Here is a 20464-nt window from a genome sequence, read left to right on the forward strand (position 1 = left end):
ATTTGTTACCTTCTTCAAGGAATCCATTACTATACAATAGATTATTGTATTAAGAATAAATTTGAGAGCGTACATCATATTAAGGAACGATTTCAAAAATAGTACCTTTGTTAAAGTCAGTTACTTTCATAGAACCATACACCCCTAAATATAATTTAGTTTGATCTAAGTTTGTTCCTAAACTCATAAAATAAGCTGCTTGCTCACCAAAATCATAATGAGTTTCAATAACTTGAAAATCATTACGTGTCCCATCTATACGAGCTTTAGAATAAGCTAATGCACCCTTTACCGGAGACTGAGATTCCTCTTTCTTAGCAAGATCAGTAAACACGATACTACCCGTTAAACTAGGTATTGTAGTTCCCATATATGGCTGGACTCCTGTAAGTGAAGTTCCTCCAAATTTATCTGGTCTGGAATCTTTATGAAAATAACTAATTAGAGGTTGTATGCGATTCACTGATGTTTCTATAGTTTCATTATAATAAGCCATTGTTCTCTCATCTAAAGTAGGATTCTCAGAACAGTGCCTTATAAAAGAAGTAGGTAATTCTCCTTCCCATCCTCTCCAACCAAAATTAATAAATCCATATTGATCGGGAGTATCTCTCATTAAATGGCTTTGAACAAGTTCGGTAACTGGTATTGGTTTATATTGAACAAAAGAAAAAATAGACTCTACAATATCCTGTCCGACATTTCCGGCATATTTGATATATTGATTATAAAACCTTTGAAATGAAATACCTGTAATATTACGAACGCCTTTTGCCATTACAGTAAGTGTTTCTTGTATAGATAAAGGAAGTTCATTAAAGCGTGTAACTACTGGAGGATTGTTTATGGACGTATTTCTACTTACATCGATTTCAATTATTTTACCAGCTATTTCTAAATCATCTTGGCTTAAATTAAATGGATCATAGCCTGAACCGCCATCTCCATTTGTAAAAACAAGTTTTCCTGTCTCTGGAGAAAAATTTAAAGTATTTACTCCATTATGATTAAAAAATGGACGTTTTATATGGAGTAATGTTCTACGTTTTTGAGGTTGAGCGTTTGCGTGTAAAATCCATTCTTCAATTGTATCAATATGATCATATTGAGTATCTCTATTTAGCCACTGTAAGTTTAAAGTTTTCAGGTCACAAGGATTCGGTTTAAATTGTTCAGAAAGCGCACCTGGACCTTGGGTTCCAGCTACTGAATAATGAAGATAAAATAAACCGTTTTGATAAAATTGTGGATGAAACGCAAATCCTAGCAATCCCCGCTCATCATAGCCACTACTAGAAACACCTTCTTCAGATGTGCCTAATGTAATTATCAGATGACGAATATTTAAAAATGTTTTTATGACTCCATCTCCTATGTAGAAAATCTCTCCTAATTGGGTTGCAATAAATAGCCTTTCAGTCGATTCGCCTGGAAGAATGGCTGTTTTTATTACAGTAGGTAAATTTAAGTTATGAACGATGGGCCGTAAACGAACCTTAACTTTTGTCAATTCACTGTACACCCCTTTTTATTCTTTTTAATAGAAGAATATGATTAGAGTAGTTCAATTAGTATCAAAACTATAGACATGAAAGCGTGATATCTCTGTTCGTGCAAGTCCGTTTACTATTTAGCGTAAATTAACTTACATTCCTTTTTATTACATTTTTTGATATAATATAAGTATAAAATATAAATTAGGGGGACAATTCATGGCAATCTTACTACAAATCTTCGTACCACTTATATGTGCAATATACTTATTTACCCTCTATCGTAATGGAACGTATGGATCAGCTTCATTTCTTTTGGCAGTCCTGATAGGGATTTTCGGTTTAGAAAATATCTTTCAATATGCTAGTTTAACAGATGCTGTTTATCCGTATTGGGGCAGTTTAAAGGCTGTAATCTTAATTTTATCAGTTGTGTTTTTATTCAAAAGAACCCCCACTCCATATAACAATTAACTATAAGGGAAATCGACAGCATTTCGGAGAAAAAACACGTTTAGCAAACTCCGACAAGAAAAAGCAGTTTTTCCCCGTTATGAGTAAACATGTCTATGAACAATAAATTTGTTCTTTAAAAATAAAGAGCCGACATAAAAAACCCTGCATTATTAATGTAGAATAGTGATGTCGGCTCTTTATTCATATTTATTTAAAGCTTTTTTTCGGGAGGGTTATACAATGAGAGCGCCCTATCAAGCATTGATATTTCCTTATATAATAATTGAAGATTCTATTCAATACGCTATTTTTAACCGAAGTGATTATGGTTATTGGCAAGGAATTGCTGGTGGTGGAGAAGATAGTGAGTCTCCTATTGAATCAGCAAAACGAGAAGCGTTTGAAGAGGCTGGTATTTTAAGAGAATATCCCTATATAAAATTAGATTCTGTGTCTTCACTACCAGTAGAGGATGTAGTTGGAGGATTTCTTTGGGGAGAAGATGTTTATGTAATAAAAGAATTTTCTTTTGGAGTTAAAGTTCCTACAAAAAATATTTCCTTATCCAAAGAACACCTCAATTATAAATGGTTATGCTTTGAGCAAGCAATAATGCTTTTGAAATGGGATAGTAACAAAACAGCATTGTGGGAATTAAACAAAAGGTTATTAAAACAATTAAAGTATTAACTAAGAAAATTAGCTATAAATAAAAAAGACTAGGAGTGAATCCTAATCTTTTTTTGTTATTCAATTGCACCAGCAACGTCATAATCGTTTAAATCTAATTCAATTGTTTGGCCAAGTGCTAATTTAGCAAGTTCTGCTCCTAAATATGGACCAGCAGTTAAACCAGAAGCACCTAATCCGTTTGCAACGAGAATGCCTTCAAAGTTAGGTAGTGGTCCGATAACAGGTAAGAATCCTGGAGTAAATGGTCTAAATCCAACTCTCGTTTCAAGCATAGTACTATCTTCTAAACCTGGCGCAACTGTTAATGCTTTATGGAATACTTCATGCAAACCACCTGCTGTTACACGGTGATCAAAACCAATGTCATTCTCATGTGTTGCACCAATTACGACGTGACCATTGTCAAATGTTAAAATGTATTGATCGTTTGGCGGCATAACAACTGGCATATTTTCTGTTGCTGTATTTTCAATTTGCAGGTGAACAATTTGTCCTTTTTGGAATGTAACTAAGAAATTAATTCCTAATGGATTCAAGATTTCATTTGCCCATGCGCCTGCAGTTACAATTACCTTTTCTGCTACAATTGTTTCATCGTTTACTGTAACTCCGGTAATACGATTACCTTCACGAACTAATACAGCATCTCCTTTTATAAAAGTAGCACCATGTTTTTTCGCAGCACTTATTAATGCGTTACGTAATGATCTTCCATTTACTCGTGCAGCACCACTAATGTGAACAGAACTATATTCTTCTGATAATGCTGGGAATAATTTTTTCGTTTCTTCAGCTGATAAGCGAGTGATTTCACCAATCTCTGGTGCATCTTCACGTCGTTTATAAGCTCGTTCTTCCATTTGATCTAGTTTTTTCTCGTCAGTATGTAAACTAATTGCACCTACACGGTTGTAACCTGTATCCGTTTCACCGTCTTCTTCTAATTGTTGGATTAACGAAGAATAGTAACATGCACCGCCTTTAACGATTTTATACCACGCTTTATTACGACGCTGTGAAAGCCAAGGACATACAATACCTGCTGCTGCATCAGTTGCTTGACCTAATTGTTGGCGATCAACGATAATAACATTCGCACCTGCTTTAGCAAGATGATAAGCAGTAGACGCTCCTAAAATTCCAGCTCCAACTACAATATACGATTTCATTTCAAACACCTTTTCTCTTTTGCTAGTTATTTATATATAAGAACAAACTTTAGTATACTGAAGTTTGTTCTTTTTTCAATGTGCTCAATGTAATTAATTGTTGCATCATTGTGACGTTCCTAACCATTATTTTTTCTTCTTACGGAATAATTCGATTGTTTTATAACCTTGTGAAAGGATCTCAATCATTTTCTCCAGACGTTTATCACGTGTTTTTTCTTGTTTTACAGAAAATAAATTACGTGCCCAATCTTTTTGATATCCAGGTGTTAAATTTTGATAAAACTTAAGTTCATTTGGATGATTCGCCAATAGTGCTTCAACATCTTGAATACGATCTGCATAATCTGCAACACATTGACTCATAGCAGGCGTTTTCTTCTCTTTTTTCTTTTCACGCTTTAAACCTACAACAGTAAAGACGTCGTCCATACTAACCATTCGTGCAAATTTAATATCACTCTGTCCTACATACCCATCTTCGCCAACGCTTAATGCAGGAAACATCTCATCACGGTGAATAAACGTACTGTAACGAGAATTACCTTTTTTCGGATATGCGAAGAATATGTAGCCTTTTTCAGTTAGTAATTCTTCATTACTAATAATATAATTCGTTTGTTTCACCATTTCATCAAGTGTTTCTACAAAAACAAAAATGGCATCGTGTGCTTTTGAAAATGCAGTTTCTTTCCCTGTAAAAATAGCATAATCACTAGGTTCATTAATTACGACCATATTTGTATACTTATTAAGTTTCAATTTATCAATAATTGACATAAAAATCTTCCTTTACATTCAAAATTCATTGTTTATACTTTTTCATACTGTTCTAGTGTATTATATCTATTAAGAAAATCAAACTTTAATAGTTGTTTTCAAATTAAAATGTCACTTCATTAGCTTCTACTATTTCTTTATTATTTTCTAAATATAAAAAAGAGACTAGACTCAATTTTAAGCCCAGTCAATATCACTGTGTTTCCCTCTATTCAAAATTGCATTCCTATTTATTAATCCTCTACAATTTCATCACCTCTAACATAAAATTTATACATTCAAAAAGCATATTAGAAGAAAAATTTTTAAATCAAAATTAATAAAATAGCCGATTCTAAATAAGAACCGACTATTTGTTTCATCACAACTCAATAGCAAATAAAGTATTTAAAAGCTCTCTATATTGCTCTTCTGTAATTTCACGTTTCGCTTTTTCACCGTGAATCATTTCAGTTAAACTAGTATTTGTTATAGAGACATGGCCAGAGTCCGACAATTTGACTGCAATTGGTCCTTTATTGAAAATAGATTTCTCATCTTCTATTACTCTTCTTTGAACCTCATTCACTACTGCCTCATCAATGATACGATTATAAAAAGCATGACAAACTTTCCATTCTCCATCAGCATCTATTCTTTCTAAAACGTAATTCCCTTTACTCGTATCTTTTCGTCTCACTCGATACGTACCATTTTTAGAAGAAATAGACTCACCAGTAAAAGGTACAGGGACTAGAGGTACTAATGAAGCAATACCTACATCAATTACGTATCGTACGTTATCATAATTTAGAATAATCGTTATATGTCCATCCTCAAGTGCCCATGTGTTTATATCATTTTTATATACGGTACCTAATGCGAGTTGTACATCATAACCACAATCTTGTAAAAAGTAGTAAAAAAGAGTATTTAATTCATAACAAAGTCCGCCGCGGTATCTAGTTAAAATTTTATCTTGTAAATTTTCCATAGTAATTGCATTCGTATTACGTGATATAACATCTAAATTCTCAAATGGTATAGTGTGTGCAAATGCAAAGAGAATTGTATTTAATTCTTCAAACTTTACTTCAGTACGCTCTGCAAGATTCAATCTTGTAAAAAGCTTATGTTGTAGACTTGTCATAGTCAGCACCCCTTAACATGTATAAGTTAAAATAGTATATGCTGATTGTAAATTTGATGGGGTACTGAAACAATGTACATTTCGTTTAACTGTACCGGTACAAAAAGTCTAGCCCACAAGATTACTTAAGATAAGAAGCTACGAATACAAATTTAATAGTTTGTCTATGGGTAAATTATTATGATCGCTTAAATCAACAAAATACTGAAGCTGCCACATTTGGCTCTTTTTAGCTTGGTTGCTAACAGGGGTTTCCCAGATCGGATAAATCCTCATAGCCATCTTGCCTTTTTGATTTTGTGTTCTCAAGATTTTTTCCTTAAGAAGAATCTCTTTAGGGAAGATAAATTGTCCTAGTTTATTATCATCTATACAAGTGATAACTAATAAGTCAGGAGCAGCGTCATAAGAAAATGCTTGATTTTGCATATTATCATCTTTCTCCCAAAAAGAAACAAATTGCCCAATTTTATTAGGAGTAATTTTTGATACTCTAAAACGGATAGTCTTGCTATTTAAGTGAAACAAACATCCTGCATATTCTGCGTTTTGCTTTTCTTCTTTTAGATTCGTAATCATTAAATTATTTGGTTTGTAAACTATATTGTTTAAATTTCGGATCGTATCATTAAAATTGTTCAAAAAAACTCCCCCTTTATTCATTTCTTAGTTTACCACAAACATCAGTTCTTCTATATCGTATATAATCATGAACTAAGTGAAATGGGGGAATTTAGCAGAATATAATTATTACTTTAATGTACTTAGTTTTTCAATTGCTTGTTGTTCAGTTGGTAAATAAAAAATGTCTTTCCCTTTATTACATTCATAAATAAAATCTTTTAAGCTTTTACTAGTATACATAGAGAAATCTCCAATGATAGCAATCTTTACCTTGTAGTTTATAAACTTTTGAAGGATATCGCCCGCCAGACATGTTTTTAGATCAAAGAAATCTTCACTTATTAAAGATTTATGGATAATAATATGTTTCGCATCTACCTCATATTGAACTGTTGCCATAGTATCTAATGCAGATTGAACATCGGATATTAATACCTTATCATTTCTAATGACCGCAATATTGATTCCATCGATTACTACTTTTTTTATTTCCATAGTCCCACCCCTTTATAATGTACACGGTATGAGTAAAATTATTTTACAAAACTTCATATTAATCATAGATTAAATTAGCCGCAGCTATTAAAATTGCATCTTTTTTTATTGTAAATATAAATTTTCATCTTTCTAATACGGTCAATGAAATTTTTGAATATATATGAAATCGATTTTACTTGTTATAAAAATATTGTGGCGTAACATAACTTAACAAACTATCCAAAGTGTTAATCTCGGCATATGGTTGTATTTTGGTAGTATTCTTGATTTTCTGAGGGTTAAACCACACACCTTTTATATTTGCATTTTGAGGACCAGCAATATCCTTTTCTAAGTCATCTCCAATAAATAATACATCTTTTGGTTGCACATTAAGCTTATTTAATGCTAGTTCAAATATACGTTTATCCGGTTTGCTAAATCCTACTTCTTCAGAAATAATGATCGTATCAAAGTAATCGTTTAAATTCGTGTTAATTATTTTAGCCCTTTGCCTCTGAGTTGAGCCATTTGTTATAATTCCAACTTCAAAGTGCTTCTTTATATGATGTAAGAAATGAATAGTATTTTTGTCTACTGAAAAACATTTAGGGAAATTATTATTCCAAAAATCTTGGATATAATTGCGTGGCAATCTATACTTCGGCGGAAATTCATCAAACAATGATTCTAAAACTATTGTTTTATCACTCGTGCCGTATTCCCTTTTATCATATTCTTTGAATTTCTGTAACATATTGTTTTTAACTACATCATTAACATCCCCATAACACTTCTCTAAAACAAATAAAAACAATTTATCTACTGCCTTATCCCTATCAAGTAACGTGTCATCTAAATCAAACAGCATAGCTTTATAACCCCTCAAATCATTTCACAACCTTTCTAGTATTATGTACATCTCTCCAAGTTCGTACCTTTAAACTTTTGGTTTAGCAAGAGCACTGTTATGTAGTGATTAAAAATTAAACAGAAACTAGACAAAAAATCCAAAGTTTGTGGCACATACTCTAGTGTTACGGTAACTTCTTCTATATTGAAACCCTTTTCCCTCTTCTGGTAAAGAAGCAAAAGTATATTTTCACATAGTTTAAGAAACTATATATATTTCACATTATTATACATTAGCTTTTCGTAAATATTGATCGTTCAGCTTTTTATACGATAAGTTTTTTCAAGCATACAATTATTTCTCCATAACAAAGTAAATGGAGCTAATACGTTAAACATCCTATGAAGTTTCCTACTGTATCTCCACATAAACTCCAGATAGTATGGCTATAATGACTATCAGAGGTGATATTATGAAAAACTATCATATTCTCGTGGTAGAGGACGATCAAGAAATCCAGGAATTAATTAAACAATTTTTAATGACACAACAGTATACAGTGGTAGTCGCTTCAGATGGCCTAGAGGGTATGACACAATTTAATAAGCAATCATTTGATTTAATTCTTCTAGATGTCATGATGCCTAATCTTAATGGGTTTGAAGTTTCTAAAATGATTCGAAGCCAGTCAAACGTACCAATCATTATGCTAACTGCGTTGGAAGAAGAGGAAGATCAAATGAAAGGATTCGATCTTGGGATCGATGATTATATAACAAAACCCTTTTCATTTCATGTTTTGATTAGACGAGTCGAAGCTGTACTTAGAAGAAGTTATGATAAAAATGGCAATAATCATTTAATATTTAAAGAAGTGCGCATTGATGTTGATGCTTATAGAGTATATGTAAATGACGTTGAAGTTTTGTTAACGACAAAAGAGTTTGAAATTCTACAACTACTATTTCAAAATGAGAGAAAAGTACTTACAAGAGAAAATATCGTAGAAAAAGTTTGGGGATACGATTATTTTGGAGAAACACGAATAATTGATACACATATTAAAAACCTTCGTAAAAAACTAGCTATCCCCTACATTAAAACAATAAAGGGTATTGGTTATAAAGTTGATGAATAAAATTTTAAAAATCATGAAGATGAAGCAAATAACTTATAAACTCTTTATGACTACATCTCTCATTTTGTTATCCTTTGCAGTATTGATTTATTTAACTCTATACTTCTTTCTCCCTACGTTTTATGAACAATACAAAACAGATCAACTTCAAACAGGGATAAAAGAAATAATTGATAAATCTAAAGATCTTACGTTTCAAGATGCTATCCCACTTTTTGATGAATACGCAAAAAAAAATAATGCGATGCTTTCGCTTCAAAATAAAGAAGGAGTAATTATTTACTCGCCTTCATTTTCTTTTATTCAAAGTGGTACACAAACGACAGTAGTTACTAAAGCCACACGATTTGAGAATGCAGGTACCATTAGTAATTCATATAACGTTACGGAACCAATTCAATTCCAAGATGGTAGTTTAACCCTTGTAGTGTTCGCAACATTTCAACCGATTGATGAGGCTTCGCAGGTATTAGTGCGCTTTCTCCCCTATATTAGTATCATTGTGCTCGTTATTGGTATAGGGAGTGCTTATTTCTATTCCAGGTTTATTACAAAGCCACTTATTTATATTAATGAGGGTGCACAAAAGATGGCAAATTTAGATTTCTCCGAAAAAATTGAGGTTCGCTCTACAGATGAGTTAGGAGAGTTATCTAATAGTTTGAACGACATGTCTATTAACTTACAACAAGCTATGTTCGATTTAAAAAAAGCAAATGAACAATTAAAAAATGATATTGAAAAAGAAAGAGAAATAGAAACAAAACGCAGAGAGTTTTTTGCGATTGTAGCACATGAATTAAAGTCCCCTCTTACTGTAATGAAAGGGTACTTAGAAGGGATGATATACAATATTGGCCCTTATCAAAATCGTGATCAATATTTAAAGAAAAATCATCAAATTATTGAAAGTATGGAACAATTAGTTCGTGAAATTTTAAGCATGTCTAAGTTAGAACAACACACTTTCAAACTAAAAATAGAAGAAGTTAATCTTTCAAAGTCATTAGGTACAATCACAAAAGATCTCGAATTTTTCGCTTCTCAAAAAAGCATCCAAATAATAAAAGAAATTGACTCTGACTTTTCTATTTATACAGATCGTGTTCTTTTTGAAAAAGCATGTAAAAATATTATCCATAATGCGGTTATGTATTCACCACATAATGAAAAGGTCTATATAAAATTAAGTGAGGATACTAAACAAGGTCAATTCAAAATGCAAATTATAAATACAGGTGTCAATATTAAAAATGAAGATATACAACAAATTTTCAAACCATTTTATCGAATTGAAAAATCAAGGAATCGAAATACTGGAGGAAGTGGTTTGGGGTTATATATTGTTAAACAAATTCTTGAAACACTAGATATAAAATATTCTATAAAAAATACGGAACATAGCGTGGAATTTTGTATGAAAATTCCATTATCAAAACAAAAAACAAACAAACTCCCCTCTTAGTGGGACGAGTTTGTTTGTTTTTTGTAGTAAGTATAAACTTATTAGGAACTATTAGACTAGCTTTTCGTTTTATGACGTATGCTATTTTCTAAATGGCGATCGTGGATAAGGAGCGAACGGAAAAATGAAACGATATCTTCGTTTACGTTTCTCTAATATACAATCATCATAGGCACTCTTCGCAGCCTGAACTTGCTCTTCTTTTGTATTATGGAACAAATGTGTTACTTAGATTGTCTATTACCTATAAAAAGGTATTGTTGGTAGTTCACTCATTTTGTAATGTAAGAAATACAAAATGAATGCTATCCAGTACATTTGTTAATTATATCGGTATGTAAAATACCTAAACAAAATCCATATATTCTTGAAAGAGGTTGAAAATGTATGATAGTTTCAAGGGGATTTTTTCACATCGCACATTATAAAAAGATGCTACCTGTAGTATTACTTTCATGTGCAACGCTTATAGGTTGTTCCAATAGTAATATTCAATCCGAACCACCGAAACAAACAAAACAAGAAAATACAAGTAATCATTCTTTTGTAAATCTGGAAAAAGAATATGATGCTAAACTTGGTATTTATGCATTGAACACAGGTACGAATCAAACTGTTACTTATCGTTCAGATGAACGGTTTGCATACGCATCTACTCACAAAGCCCTTGCTGTGGGAGTACTGTTACAAAAGAACTCAATAGAAGATTTAAATCAAAGAATTAAGTATACTAGCAAAGATCTTGTTAATTACAATCCAATTACAGAAAAATATGTAGATTCAGGTATGACTCTGAAGGAGCTTGCAGATGCTTCCATTCGATATAGTGATAATACTGCGCTAAATCTTATTCTTAAACAATTAGGTGGGCCCAGTGAATTCAAAAAATCACTGAGAGAAATAGGAGATACGGTTACAAATCCTGAACGTTTTGAACCAGAATTAAACGAAGTGCAGCCAGGAGACACTCGTGATACTAGTAGCCCAAAGGCATTAGCTACTAGTCTTCAAACTTACGCGCTAGGTGATATCCTTCCAATTGAGAAAAGGGATTTTTTAATAGATTTGATGAAAAGAAATACTACGGGGGACAACTTAATTCGTGCTGGGGTTCCAAAAGAATGGGAAGTAGCCGATAAAACCGGCTCTGGCTCTTATGGAACTCGAAATGATATCGCGATCATTTGGCCACCAAATAAAAAACCGATTATTCTTACGATACTTTCTAATCATGCTGAAGAGGATGCGAAATATGATGATAAACTTATTGCAGATGCAACTAAAATAGTGTTAGATTCTTTACAAGTAACGAATAAATCAAAGGAATGAGTTTAAACTGTGCCTATTTTATGGCACATATAGGTTGAAAGATTTGTACGTATCTAAACGCCAAGAAGTGTAAGCGTGTTTTTAGGAAACGAAGGAGGCAAAAGCCTCCTTCTAATCTAATCGAACCCTCATCCCGCCACATCGGAGTGGTCTTTCACGTTCAAATCTCCTATTTAGAGTTAATATTATACGTTTCCTCTCACCTTCAACCATTCTACTGCTCAATCATATTGCGCGAATTTTTAGACTTTCCGTTTGTAGCTATATTAATCGAGACATTTAAATCTAATTCTTTATTTTGAAGGGATATCCCCCCTTTTTTTGTGTGTTTTTTCCATAATTTATAATTTTGCCGATATAAGGAATGTGATAACTGATACGTGTCAATCCCTCTTTCAATTCCTTTTCGGTACGTTTTTTTTACTTCTTTCTCAACTTGGTTCTCTGCAATTTTCTTAATATCATTTACAGGCATAGAGTTTATTAATTGAAAAATATCAGCATCGAAATGGATGTTCATAAGCATGCGCAACTTTCCATTTTTCACAAAATGTTTTGTATCTATCTTCGGATTTTTCAATACTATATGTCCAATAATTTTCTCATTAAATTTTAATAGTAATGGAGCTCGTTTCGTATTTTCATCCGTCCAGCGAATCCCAGCAATATCATGGCTGTTTAAATCATTTATATAGGATTCATCACTTATAAAACCATAACCACTAAATTTTAACATCGGAAATGATGTATGTCCTTTTTTCCAATATGTTTTAGTCGTAGCTAAGAATGGAATGCGCGTTGTCATCCCCGGTTCATAATAATTTCTCTGGAATTTATATAAAGGTAAAGGATCTATTATTGTATATTGCTTAGTTATCTCTTGTGGTAAATTAATGATTGTATATAATTGAGAAATATTTAAAATATTATTGTTCGCTAATATATTTTCTAAAGGTTCCTTAGTCCCAAATACCCACATTGTATCTCGAAATTGAAAAAAACGAGAGAAAAAATCATTAAATTGATTTAGGTCACCATGTTTTAGAAATCTTTCCGTTACAACAATTGTTTTGAGGTGCTCCCATGAAATTTCTTGTTGAGCACCTTTATAAAAATCAAATGCTGCCTCATCTAAAATGGGTCCTTTTCCCTTTCCAATATAAGCCTGGCTATAATTACGGGTAGTACTCCCTTCTTGTTTAGCTATGTTAGAAAAATTAATAAATTGCGGACGGATGATATAATTATTATCTTTAAAATCGATACCTAGACTATTTATATATAAAACATGATGCAATTCTCTTTGATCCCAACACCCTGTTAGAAACGTACACATTATAAAAAGAAATATCACTATTCTTTTATTTTTCTTCATTGGTACTCTCTCTTTTCCTTGTATTATCTTGCGTATGCAACTCTTTAGGTCTTTTTTTCATATACGTAAAAGGAATTCTAAATGTGGCTGCTAGCATACTTTTAAATACAGGGGGTGAATATGGTGTAAAGAATGGAACTCCAAAAGAGCGTAAATTTACTACATGTATCACCATTACAAGGACACAAAAGATAAATCCTACTATGCCTAATAAAGAAGAAACTACGAATACTGTATATCGTAATATACTTATTATTCCTGTGACTGACTGATTAGTTAAGGCAAATGTCGAAACAACTGAAATTGCTATTATAATGACCATAGATGCTGAAACAATTCCAGCACTAATGGCGGCTTGTCCAATAATCAATCCCCCTACCACAGATAATGTTTGACCAAATACCGCAGGAACACGCAATCCTGCTTGCCTCAAAACTTCAAATAAGGTCATCATTATTAGCCCTTCTAAAGGAGCAGGAAAAGGAATCCCTTCTCTTGATAAGCTTAATGTAGCTAACAACGTATAGGGAATCTGATCTGGATGATATGTAATTAATGCTATCCAAATTCCTGGAAGAAATATAGAAATTGCTATCCCCAAAAGACTTACAAGCCGTACAAAGCTACCGAATATATAGAAAAAATCTTGATCTTCAGATGTATTCACAAAAAAAGGAAATGTAACTGGAGCAATAGTGGCTGTCGGTGACCCTTCGACTAATAAAATAAAACGCCCATACAACAAACAATTCACAGCATAATCAGGACGTCCTGTATATTCAACTAAAGGAAATACACTAAATTGATTGTTTGTAATTAATTCTTCAATCTGTGCACTTGAAACAATCCCATCTATTTTAATTTGCCTTAATTTTAATCGAACTTGATTAATGATATCTCGGGATGCAATATCTTTTAAATACAAGAGGGCTACTTTAGTTTGTGTTCTTTCGCCAATAATAAATTCTTCATAACTAAGAGAACTCGTTTTTAGTCTTTTTCTAATTAATCCTATATTTATATTTAATTCTTCAACAAATCCATCACGCCCACCACGAATGGTCATCTCTGTATTTGTTTGTTCAACTGATCTTGTAGGTATTTGAGAAATATCAATTATATATCCTTGTTTAAATTCTTCAAAAATAATGAGGAGGTTACCTTCAAAAATAATCTGAGAGATAGTTTCATTCGAATTTACTATATCTAATTTCTTTACTGATAACTGGGGAATTAATGATGAAAGGTTAAATTTCTACCGATACTATTACTTAAAAGCCCTTTGCAAACCTGAGACGATGTGGCTTGTTTTAATTTTGTATTGTCAATTAAGGTTTGACAATACAAAAACAATACTGACCTCGTTTTTTCTTCCTCATCCAATTCACGCTTTATTATTTTTACATCGTTGCATGCTTCAAACCACTCTAGTATTACCTTCTCGTTTAATTCTACTCGTTTGTTCATCTACGTTGTCTCCTTCAAACTCAGCAACCTTATGTAAAATATATTCTCATACTCTTTCAAGAGCTTTTTTTAAATTTAACAACCCATACAAACACTATTAGTAATATAGAAAACAAAAATAATCCTAATGCTGAAACTGGCAAAACAATTTGAGATACAAACCAATAGAAACTAGAGTCACTGATGGGTAGTATACTTATTAATAAAATACATGAAAGTGTTGCAAACATAACCCCATTTCTTGTTTTCCGATTTGTAATTGATAACAAATCTGGAATAAGAAAAATAACAAGTGATAGACGAATAAAGATTCCTACAAGCCACTGATACACGGAGAGAAAGTCTAAATTTTCAATATACCTTCCAATTGACACAAGTCTCCATTCTTCAAATGCTGGATATCGTTGATTTGCTGCTACGAAAGGACCAAATTCTATTATAGCTGCCATAACTGGTCCTATTGTGATACCAATAATAACAATACCCAAAGCAATCAATTGATATAATTTTACTTTTGAACAAATATGATGTTGTAAAAAAAGAATAAAAATTAACTCTAGAAATCCTGCTGCAGGATAAATCATCCCTTTAAATACTGGCTTCATTCCATTTTCCATCATTGGCTGAAGTAAAGAATAATCTTTATGTGGTGCATTTGCAAACATTACAAAAAAACCAAGTAAAAATACAATAGGCAACAAAACACCTGTTGTAAGTGCAATAGATTGAATTCCTCTTGTAGCATTATAAAGACAAATCATTGAAAAAAGTATTCCTAAGACAAAGTGAGGTGTTTCTGGTAAATAAAAAGAGAAAAAGGTTAATGTTTCTTTTAGTGCAACAACACCAATTGTTATTAAATAAAGTGCAACTATGAATACGATTGGATATACACTGAATTTCCCGAAATTATTTTTTAGCCATAAAAACAAATGTTCATTTTTTATGTTTTTATAAATGATGAATATTATTGAAATCCAAAGCAAGTATAGGATACTTACTAATATGATAGAAATCCATGAATCTCTACCTGATGTATCTAATAACATAGGAATCATAATGACATGATTAATTATCCCAATACTGCCAATGAGTATCATAGAAACTTGAAATAAAGTAATTGTTTGCTTAGTCATACTTACCACCATATTTTGTAATGAAGAAATATTACATAGTATAACTGATACATTACTTCTTTATTCCAAATAGTTAGCGCTTAGAGACATGGACAATTAAACTTCTTTATTTATAAAATCTTTCACATTAGATGTAAGGTAGTTCCTTCTATTCTGTACATAATTTCTTCAGGCAGATATACTATAAACACAATAGTTCTAGAAAGGTGATGATGTTATGTATGAACAACAAAATAATAGGGATAGAGATCAAAAAATGATGTTGTCTATGCAAGGAGTTCCCACAAATAAAATTAACATGAATCAATTACCTAAATGGATTAGAATTTTTGGCTATTGTGCGTTTGGTTGGATGATAGTATTTAGTTTAATTATGATTGTAGGTTTAATTCTGCAATAACTATACAGATACACAGTAAAACGGAACAGTATTTAGATCATATATCTAGGTACTGTCCCGTTTTTTATATGTAATTCATCAATGATATAGGTAACCAATTATAACAAAAAGAACCTGTAGAATATTCTACAAGTTCTTTTTCAAATATTGTTAAAAAAGGAACAACAAACTATCTTAACATTCAATACAGGGAGACCATTTTGATTATGGCTTGATTTTATTATAAATCAAATATAAGCTTTTGAAAGAAGTTGTTTTTGAAAATTATGTGAATTGGAAAACTACGATGTTTATATTAGATTTCATTTACGACCAACTTTTTCTTATTTAAATAGACTGCACGATCTGATTTTTTAGCAACTTCCTGTGAATGCGTCACAACAATAATACATTTATTCTCTTTATGTGCAAGTTCTTGAAACAGTTCTATAATATCCATTGCCGTTTCTTCGTCAAGGTTTCCTGTCGGCTCATCAGCAATTAGTAAATCAACATTACAAGATAACGCTCGAGCAATTGCTACACGCTGTTGTTGTCCGCCACTTAGTTGCAGAACATTACGTTTCGCTTCTACTTCTGTAAGCCCTACCTTCTTTAATAATTCTAAAGCCCTTGCCGTTTTATTTTGTACTTTAACACCTGTAATTTCCATTGCGGTTAAGACATTTTGAAGAGCAGTCATATAGGTAATCAAGTTATAAGACTGGAAAATGACAGATACATATTGATTACGATATCGATCCAAACCAATTTTTCTAATATCCTTGCCATTATACAGTACATAACCATTTTTGGGGACATCTAGTCCACAACCTAAGCTTAGAGTTGTGGTTTTACCAGATCCAGATGGCCCTAAAATCGTATAGAAATGCCCTTTTTGAAAAGAAAAATTAACATTATCTAGTATCGCTACATTTTTCCCATTACTTTCATAATAATAATCCAAATTTTTAAACTGTAAAATCGTTTCCATATTAAGCCTCCTTATTCATCTTTTAAAAGAATTTGTTTTGGGTTTAAGCGTAGAATAGATAATGCCGGAAGAAGCGTTGCTATTATAGCAATAGCTAGTCCAATTCCACCCATTTTCCCTACATCTTCTCCTGTTACACTTACATCAATTTTATCAATTGGATCTTCTTTTTGATTTTGTAGAGTACCACCAGGTCCAGCCATCATTACAGTACCATTTTGCGAGGTGTCTGTTTCTTCGCTTGCAGTAGCAATTTCACTCGAAAGTAAATTATCCCCTATATATTGAGAAACTTTAGCTCCAGTTGTTATGGATAATCCAAATGCTAAAATAGCGACACAGACTACTTCTACTACGAATTGCGCCATCAGTTTCCACTTTTTCTCTCCAATGGACAACAGAATCCCCATTTCCTTACGACGCCCTTTAATTGATAGCATAATGATTAATCCTAAAATGATCGCACCTGCAATCGATACAATATAAATAATCATTTGAGAAGTCGAAGAGATATTTTCGATAGGACCAATCAATTGCTTGTACAATGAATCATGCGCATCTAATTTATAATAATTAAAATCAATATTAGATTTTTTTGCTTCTTTTTTAAATGCATCAATGTATTGTGGATCATTCAAGAAATACACGACTTGAACACTACTTATACCTTGATCTATTTCTAATTTTTTCATAGTTGAATGCGGCATATATAGTTTATTAGCTGGGTCCATTATAGGCGGAGCCTGTTGCCCCATTGCTTGCTCATTCGTTTCGTAAATACCGATAATCTCAACATCAAGGGTTTCCTTCTTATCCCCGGATTGCACTTTAATTTTGTCTCCTACTTTCAAATTGTTTAATTCCGCTAATCGTTTTTCCATTAAAGCTACATTCTGATCTTTCATCTGTTCTGTAATTGGTTTTCCATCAATGATTTTACTTTTTCCGTTTTTAAAGCTTTCTTGTAATGCTGTCTTGCGAACTCCTTCAATCATAAAAGAAGCATTCATATCTATTTCTGTACCAGAGCTTGAACCGCCTCGTACAGCTGCCATTCCCACTTTACCTTTTCCTTCTTCTTCTCCTTCTTCTTCTCCTTCTGAAGCTCCTACTAGTTTAAGCCCATCAGAAATTCCGAAAGTACTGCCTATGTAATTATAGTCTTTTACATATTTTGACTTTGCTAATTGATCTGTTTCTTTTGTATCGAGTTGCGGCGGACTTGGCATTTCTCCAGTTTCACGAGCTCGCTGACCTAGTTTGTCAAAATCAAGACCTAAAGTAACATCTGCGCCCAGTTTTTTTCTTGCAGCATCCGCTGCTTTTTTTGATGCATTTTGGATTGTGAATCCTGAAAGAACCAAATTTGTAACAATTAGAAAAACTGCCATCAAAATTAATGATGTTCCTATCCTTTTTTTCATACTGAGAATTGCTCGTTTCATAAAATTCATTTTCTCTTACCTCCTTGATAACTTGTATTCTATATAGGTTATCTAGAGTCTATATGGAGCTAATCGGTAGTTTATCTAGAGATATAAGGAGTTTATGTGTAGTTATTCATTTACCTGTTCAAGAAAAGCTAGAACACAAATTCAAAAACGCAATCGTTCTTGAATATTGGTAAGGAATTATTCCGTTTAAGGAATTTATAGAGTGAAGGTTATAGTTAAGATTAATTTCATGTATGTAACATAAAAATATATTTAATGTATAATTTTTATGCAATAAATATAGAGAACTTATTTAAATATCTATATGGGAGATTGTTAAAGCATGGAAATCACGTCGTATTAAAAGGTGCACCTTTTAATACGAAAATAAGCAAGTTGATGTTCTCTTATATCGGGTAGTACCACATCGCTATCAAGCTAAGGGAATCAATAGGGGGCAATTGATTCATGAGTTCTTCCATATCTAATTGAATATAGAGTGTTCCTTTCTTCACGGTCCCGTTTCGAAAATACTCTGGCTCATCATTCTTACGATAAATTCGAGAATTTAATTTCAAACGTGATACATAGTAAGCTCCTTTATCATGGATCTTCTGTAAGTCATGTAAGTCAAAATAGCCTAAATCTCTTATATACAAGTCTTTTGGTTGAATGATTTTCAGGCTGTTTGAACCAAAGGTTTTATCATTTTCTCTTCTTTCTCCTACATAAACGTACAGGAACTTCCCACTCAATAAGTCATACTCCAATTGAATTTTGACACCGGCCGTATGACTACTACCATCTGAACCTTGATAATATGAAGAAAACTTATCTGGAAGCTGAAATGTTGTAGAATCTAGAATTCGAATGCGCTTAAATATCGTGGTATATTGATGGGTTATGTCTTGTGTTGAATGAATTCTTTGGGTTAGAAGGTTAGCTAGAACTTGTTCAAGAAACTTTACTGCGGAAGCATTAAATCGTTGGTTAGCGTGAGTGATGTACTCTTGCTAAAGCTCTCAGAAAAATTTCAGCTTGAGGTTTTTAATCCCTTCTTGTTCTGACATTAAAATGATATCCATGTACTTATCAATTCCTAGAGCGCGGATATTCAGCAGTTGGAATTCATAAATTCAAAGGATTTAGTGTGCAATTTTAATTATGCTTATTAAACTAACGGGGGCTTTAATTGAGCAGGAAACTAAAAACTTTTGACTTTCGCTTTCGATAGTTATGTAAATAAGCTGTCCAGATGGGCAGCTTATTGTATGCTTTTACTTAGCGTGATTTTTTCCGAAATGCTGGCGGTACCCAAATATTATTTAACATGGTAAAATAATATTTGGATGGGAGTCCAATACATATTATTAAAATTAAAGTGGTTCAAGTCGGAGGAAGGCACCTTTGGGTGTCTTTTTTTATAGAACGAAAAAAAGAGATTCCCTTATGAGATTAAGGTTCCTCCTTTTTCCTAGCTACCAATAATAGGACTTTATGTTAACCTTACATGAATATCTGTACATCACTATTTTTTATGATTTTACTTTTTGATTTAAAGATACCACCATTTTTTTCTCACCTACATACCAATAAACATATTTTTACTATTAGGACCCCAATTCTCTCCCATAAAACCTGACATTCCCTCTAAGTTAACGAAGCACGGAAGCACAGTATACATTACCCCCTGCATTGCATTAACTCTAAATGTTATAACAAATCTCATTTTTGAATTATCAACGGTTGTTATCATTCCCATATCTGGACGTATAGCATTTTCTGCCGTAAGTGCCTCTTTCATTCCTACACTAGCAATACTGGCAGGACCCATATTACTCCTAATCCAATAATTCGAGACATTTGTAGCAGATGCCAAATCCGTTGGTTTATCATAAGTCATTAAAATTTGAGTAGGAGAAATTTGTCTAGCCTCAAGAAGTATTGGGTGAGCCACCATTTGGCGAGGATAGTAAGTAAACATATTATTCCTCCATTGTTTTTTGTAATAGATAAATTACCTAGATAATATATGCAGCATTCTGACGCTGGTGCATTATGCGATAGCATCTAT

18 protein-coding genes and 3 pseudogenes are annotated in these 20464 nt (G+C 32.4%); 6 read left to right on the forward strand and 15 right to left on the reverse strand.

Annotated elements, in window-relative coordinates; genetic code table 11:
* Nucleotides 1-79: 79 nt before the first annotated feature.
* Complete coding sequence (locus KZZ19_RS13100) at nucleotides 80-1510, reverse strand: PQQ-dependent sugar dehydrogenase (protein ID WP_237980408.1); 1431 nt, start codon at nucleotides 1508-1510, stop codon at nucleotides 80-82.
* Between the two features lie 202 nt (nucleotides 1511-1712).
* Between KZZ19_RS13100 and KZZ19_RS13105 the strand changes: the two genes are divergently transcribed.
* Together KZZ19_RS13105 and KZZ19_RS13110 are read left to right on the forward strand one after the other, a co-directional pair.
* The gene (locus KZZ19_RS13105) at nucleotides 1713-1967 is read left to right on the forward strand and encodes a hypothetical protein (RefSeq protein ID WP_237980407.1); all 255 of its coding nucleotides are present in this window, start codon (nucleotides 1713-1715) and stop codon (nucleotides 1965-1967) included.
* 222 nt (nucleotides 1968-2189) lie between these two features.
* On the forward strand, nucleotides 2190-2639 hold the full coding sequence (locus KZZ19_RS13110) for an NUDIX hydrolase (RefSeq protein ID WP_237980406.1): 450 nt from the start codon (nucleotides 2190-2192) through the stop codon (nucleotides 2637-2639).
* A gap of 56 nt (nucleotides 2640-2695) precedes the next feature.
* Here KZZ19_RS13110 and KZZ19_RS13115 read toward each other — a convergent pair whose 3' ends face one another.
* From KZZ19_RS13115 to KZZ19_RS13140, 6 genes are all read right to left on the reverse strand, one after another.
* A complete protein-coding gene (locus tag KZZ19_RS13115) occupies nucleotides 2696-3811 on the reverse strand; it encodes an NAD(P)/FAD-dependent oxidoreductase (RefSeq protein ID WP_237980404.1) in 1116 nt (371 codons plus the stop codon).
* 126 nt (nucleotides 3812-3937) lie between these two features.
* The gene (locus tag KZZ19_RS13120; protein WP_237980402.1) at nucleotides 3938-4591 is read right to left on the reverse strand and encodes a YdeI/OmpD-associated family protein; all 654 of its coding nucleotides are present in this window, start codon (nucleotides 4589-4591) and stop codon (nucleotides 3938-3940) included.
* Nucleotides 4592-4952: 361 nt separating this feature from the next.
* Nucleotides 4953-5720 (reverse strand): arylamine N-acetyltransferase family protein, encoded by a 768-nt coding sequence (locus tag KZZ19_RS13125; RefSeq protein ID WP_237980400.1) that lies wholly within the window; start codon nucleotides 5718-5720, stop codon nucleotides 4953-4955.
* 138 nt (nucleotides 5721-5858) lie between these two features.
* Entirely contained in the window at nucleotides 5859-6383 is a 525-nt protein-coding gene (locus KZZ19_RS13130) for a MepB family protein (protein ID WP_088096556.1), read from the reverse strand.
* Between the two features lie 87 nt (nucleotides 6384-6470).
* Nucleotides 6471-6839 (reverse strand): DUF4180 domain-containing protein, encoded by a 369-nt coding sequence (locus KZZ19_RS13135; RefSeq protein WP_088096557.1) that lies wholly within the window; start codon nucleotides 6837-6839, stop codon nucleotides 6471-6473.
* A gap of 175 nt (nucleotides 6840-7014) precedes the next feature.
* Nucleotides 7015-7692, reverse strand: coding sequence for an HAD family hydrolase (locus tag KZZ19_RS13140; protein ID WP_237980399.1), 678 nt, complete (start codon nucleotides 7690-7692; stop codon nucleotides 7015-7017).
* Nucleotides 7693-8146: 454 nt separating this feature from the next.
* Between KZZ19_RS13140 and KZZ19_RS13145 the strand changes: the two genes are divergently transcribed.
* From KZZ19_RS13145 to bla, 3 genes are all read left to right on the forward strand, one after another.
* The gene (locus tag KZZ19_RS13145) at nucleotides 8147-8812 is read left to right on the forward strand and encodes a response regulator transcription factor (RefSeq protein ID WP_088096559.1); all 666 of its coding nucleotides are present in this window, start codon (nucleotides 8147-8149) and stop codon (nucleotides 8810-8812) included.
* Nucleotides 8805-10277: a sensor histidine kinase gene (locus KZZ19_RS13150; protein WP_237980397.1), complete on the forward strand. Its 1473-nt coding sequence runs from the start codon at nucleotides 8805-8807 to the stop codon at nucleotides 10275-10277. The genes KZZ19_RS13145 and KZZ19_RS13150 overlap by 8 nt, the downstream gene beginning before the upstream one ends.
* Before the next feature lie 387 nt (nucleotides 10278-10664).
* Nucleotides 10665-11606, forward strand: coding sequence for a class A beta-lactamase (gene bla, locus KZZ19_RS13155; protein ID WP_237980395.1), 942 nt, complete (start codon nucleotides 10665-10667; stop codon nucleotides 11604-11606).
* Nucleotides 11607-11820: 214 nt separating this feature from the next.
* Here the strand turns inward: bla and KZZ19_RS13160 are convergent, their stop codons facing one another.
* The 3 genes and pseudogenes from KZZ19_RS13160 to KZZ19_RS13170 all read right to left on the reverse strand — a co-directional run bounded on the left by KZZ19_RS13160 (nucleotide 11821) and on the right by KZZ19_RS13170 (nucleotide 15584).
* Entirely contained in the window at nucleotides 11821-12981 is a 1161-nt protein-coding gene (locus KZZ19_RS13160) for a Ger(x)C family spore germination protein (protein ID WP_237980394.1), read from the reverse strand.
* A pseudogene (locus tag KZZ19_RS13165) lies at nucleotides 12968-14448 on the reverse strand (spore germination protein). Before KZZ19_RS13165 ends, KZZ19_RS13160 begins: the two are co-directional and overlap by 14 nt.
* Before the next feature lie 56 nt (nucleotides 14449-14504).
* Nucleotides 14505-15584 (reverse strand): endospore germination permease, encoded by a 1080-nt coding sequence (locus tag KZZ19_RS13170; protein WP_237980390.1) that lies wholly within the window; start codon nucleotides 15582-15584, stop codon nucleotides 14505-14507.
* A gap of 217 nt (nucleotides 15585-15801) precedes the next feature.
* On the opposite strand from KZZ19_RS13170, the gene KZZ19_RS13175 reads away from it, so the two are divergent.
* Nucleotides 15802-15984 (forward strand): hypothetical protein, encoded by a 183-nt coding sequence (locus KZZ19_RS13175; RefSeq protein ID WP_088096562.1) that lies wholly within the window; start codon nucleotides 15802-15804, stop codon nucleotides 15982-15984.
* A gap of 295 nt (nucleotides 15985-16279) precedes the next feature.
* On the opposite strand, the gene KZZ19_RS13180 is transcribed toward KZZ19_RS13175, so the two are convergent.
* The 5 genes and pseudogenes from KZZ19_RS13180 to KZZ19_RS13200 all read right to left on the reverse strand — a co-directional run bounded on the left by KZZ19_RS13180 (nucleotide 16280) and on the right by KZZ19_RS13200 (nucleotide 20374).
* Complete coding sequence (locus KZZ19_RS13180; protein ID WP_088096563.1) at nucleotides 16280-16957, reverse strand: ABC transporter ATP-binding protein; 678 nt, start codon at nucleotides 16955-16957, stop codon at nucleotides 16280-16282.
* An 11-nt stretch (nucleotides 16958-16968) separates the two neighbouring features.
* A complete protein-coding gene (locus tag KZZ19_RS13185) occupies nucleotides 16969-18411 on the reverse strand; it encodes an ABC transporter permease (RefSeq protein ID WP_237980388.1) in 1443 nt (480 codons plus the stop codon).
* A gap of 431 nt (nucleotides 18412-18842) precedes the next feature.
* Nucleotides 18843-19382: pseudogene (locus KZZ19_RS13190) on the reverse strand (IS4 family transposase); the annotation flags it as partial.
* Nucleotides 19383-19395: 13 nt separating this feature from the next.
* Nucleotides 19396-19520 (reverse strand): annotated as a pseudogene (locus KZZ19_RS13195) (HAD family hydrolase); the annotation flags it as partial.
* Nucleotides 19521-19972: 452 nt separating this feature from the next.
* Nucleotides 19973-20374: a hypothetical protein gene (locus KZZ19_RS13200; RefSeq protein WP_237980386.1), complete on the reverse strand. Its 402-nt coding sequence runs from the start codon at nucleotides 20372-20374 to the stop codon at nucleotides 19973-19975.
* Nucleotides 20375-20464 lie beyond the last annotated feature (90 nt).

This window comes from Bacillus thuringiensis, from assembly GCF_022095615.2.
Classification (GTDB): Bacteria; Bacillota; Bacilli; order Bacillales; family Bacillaceae_G; genus Bacillus_A; species Bacillus_A cereus_AG.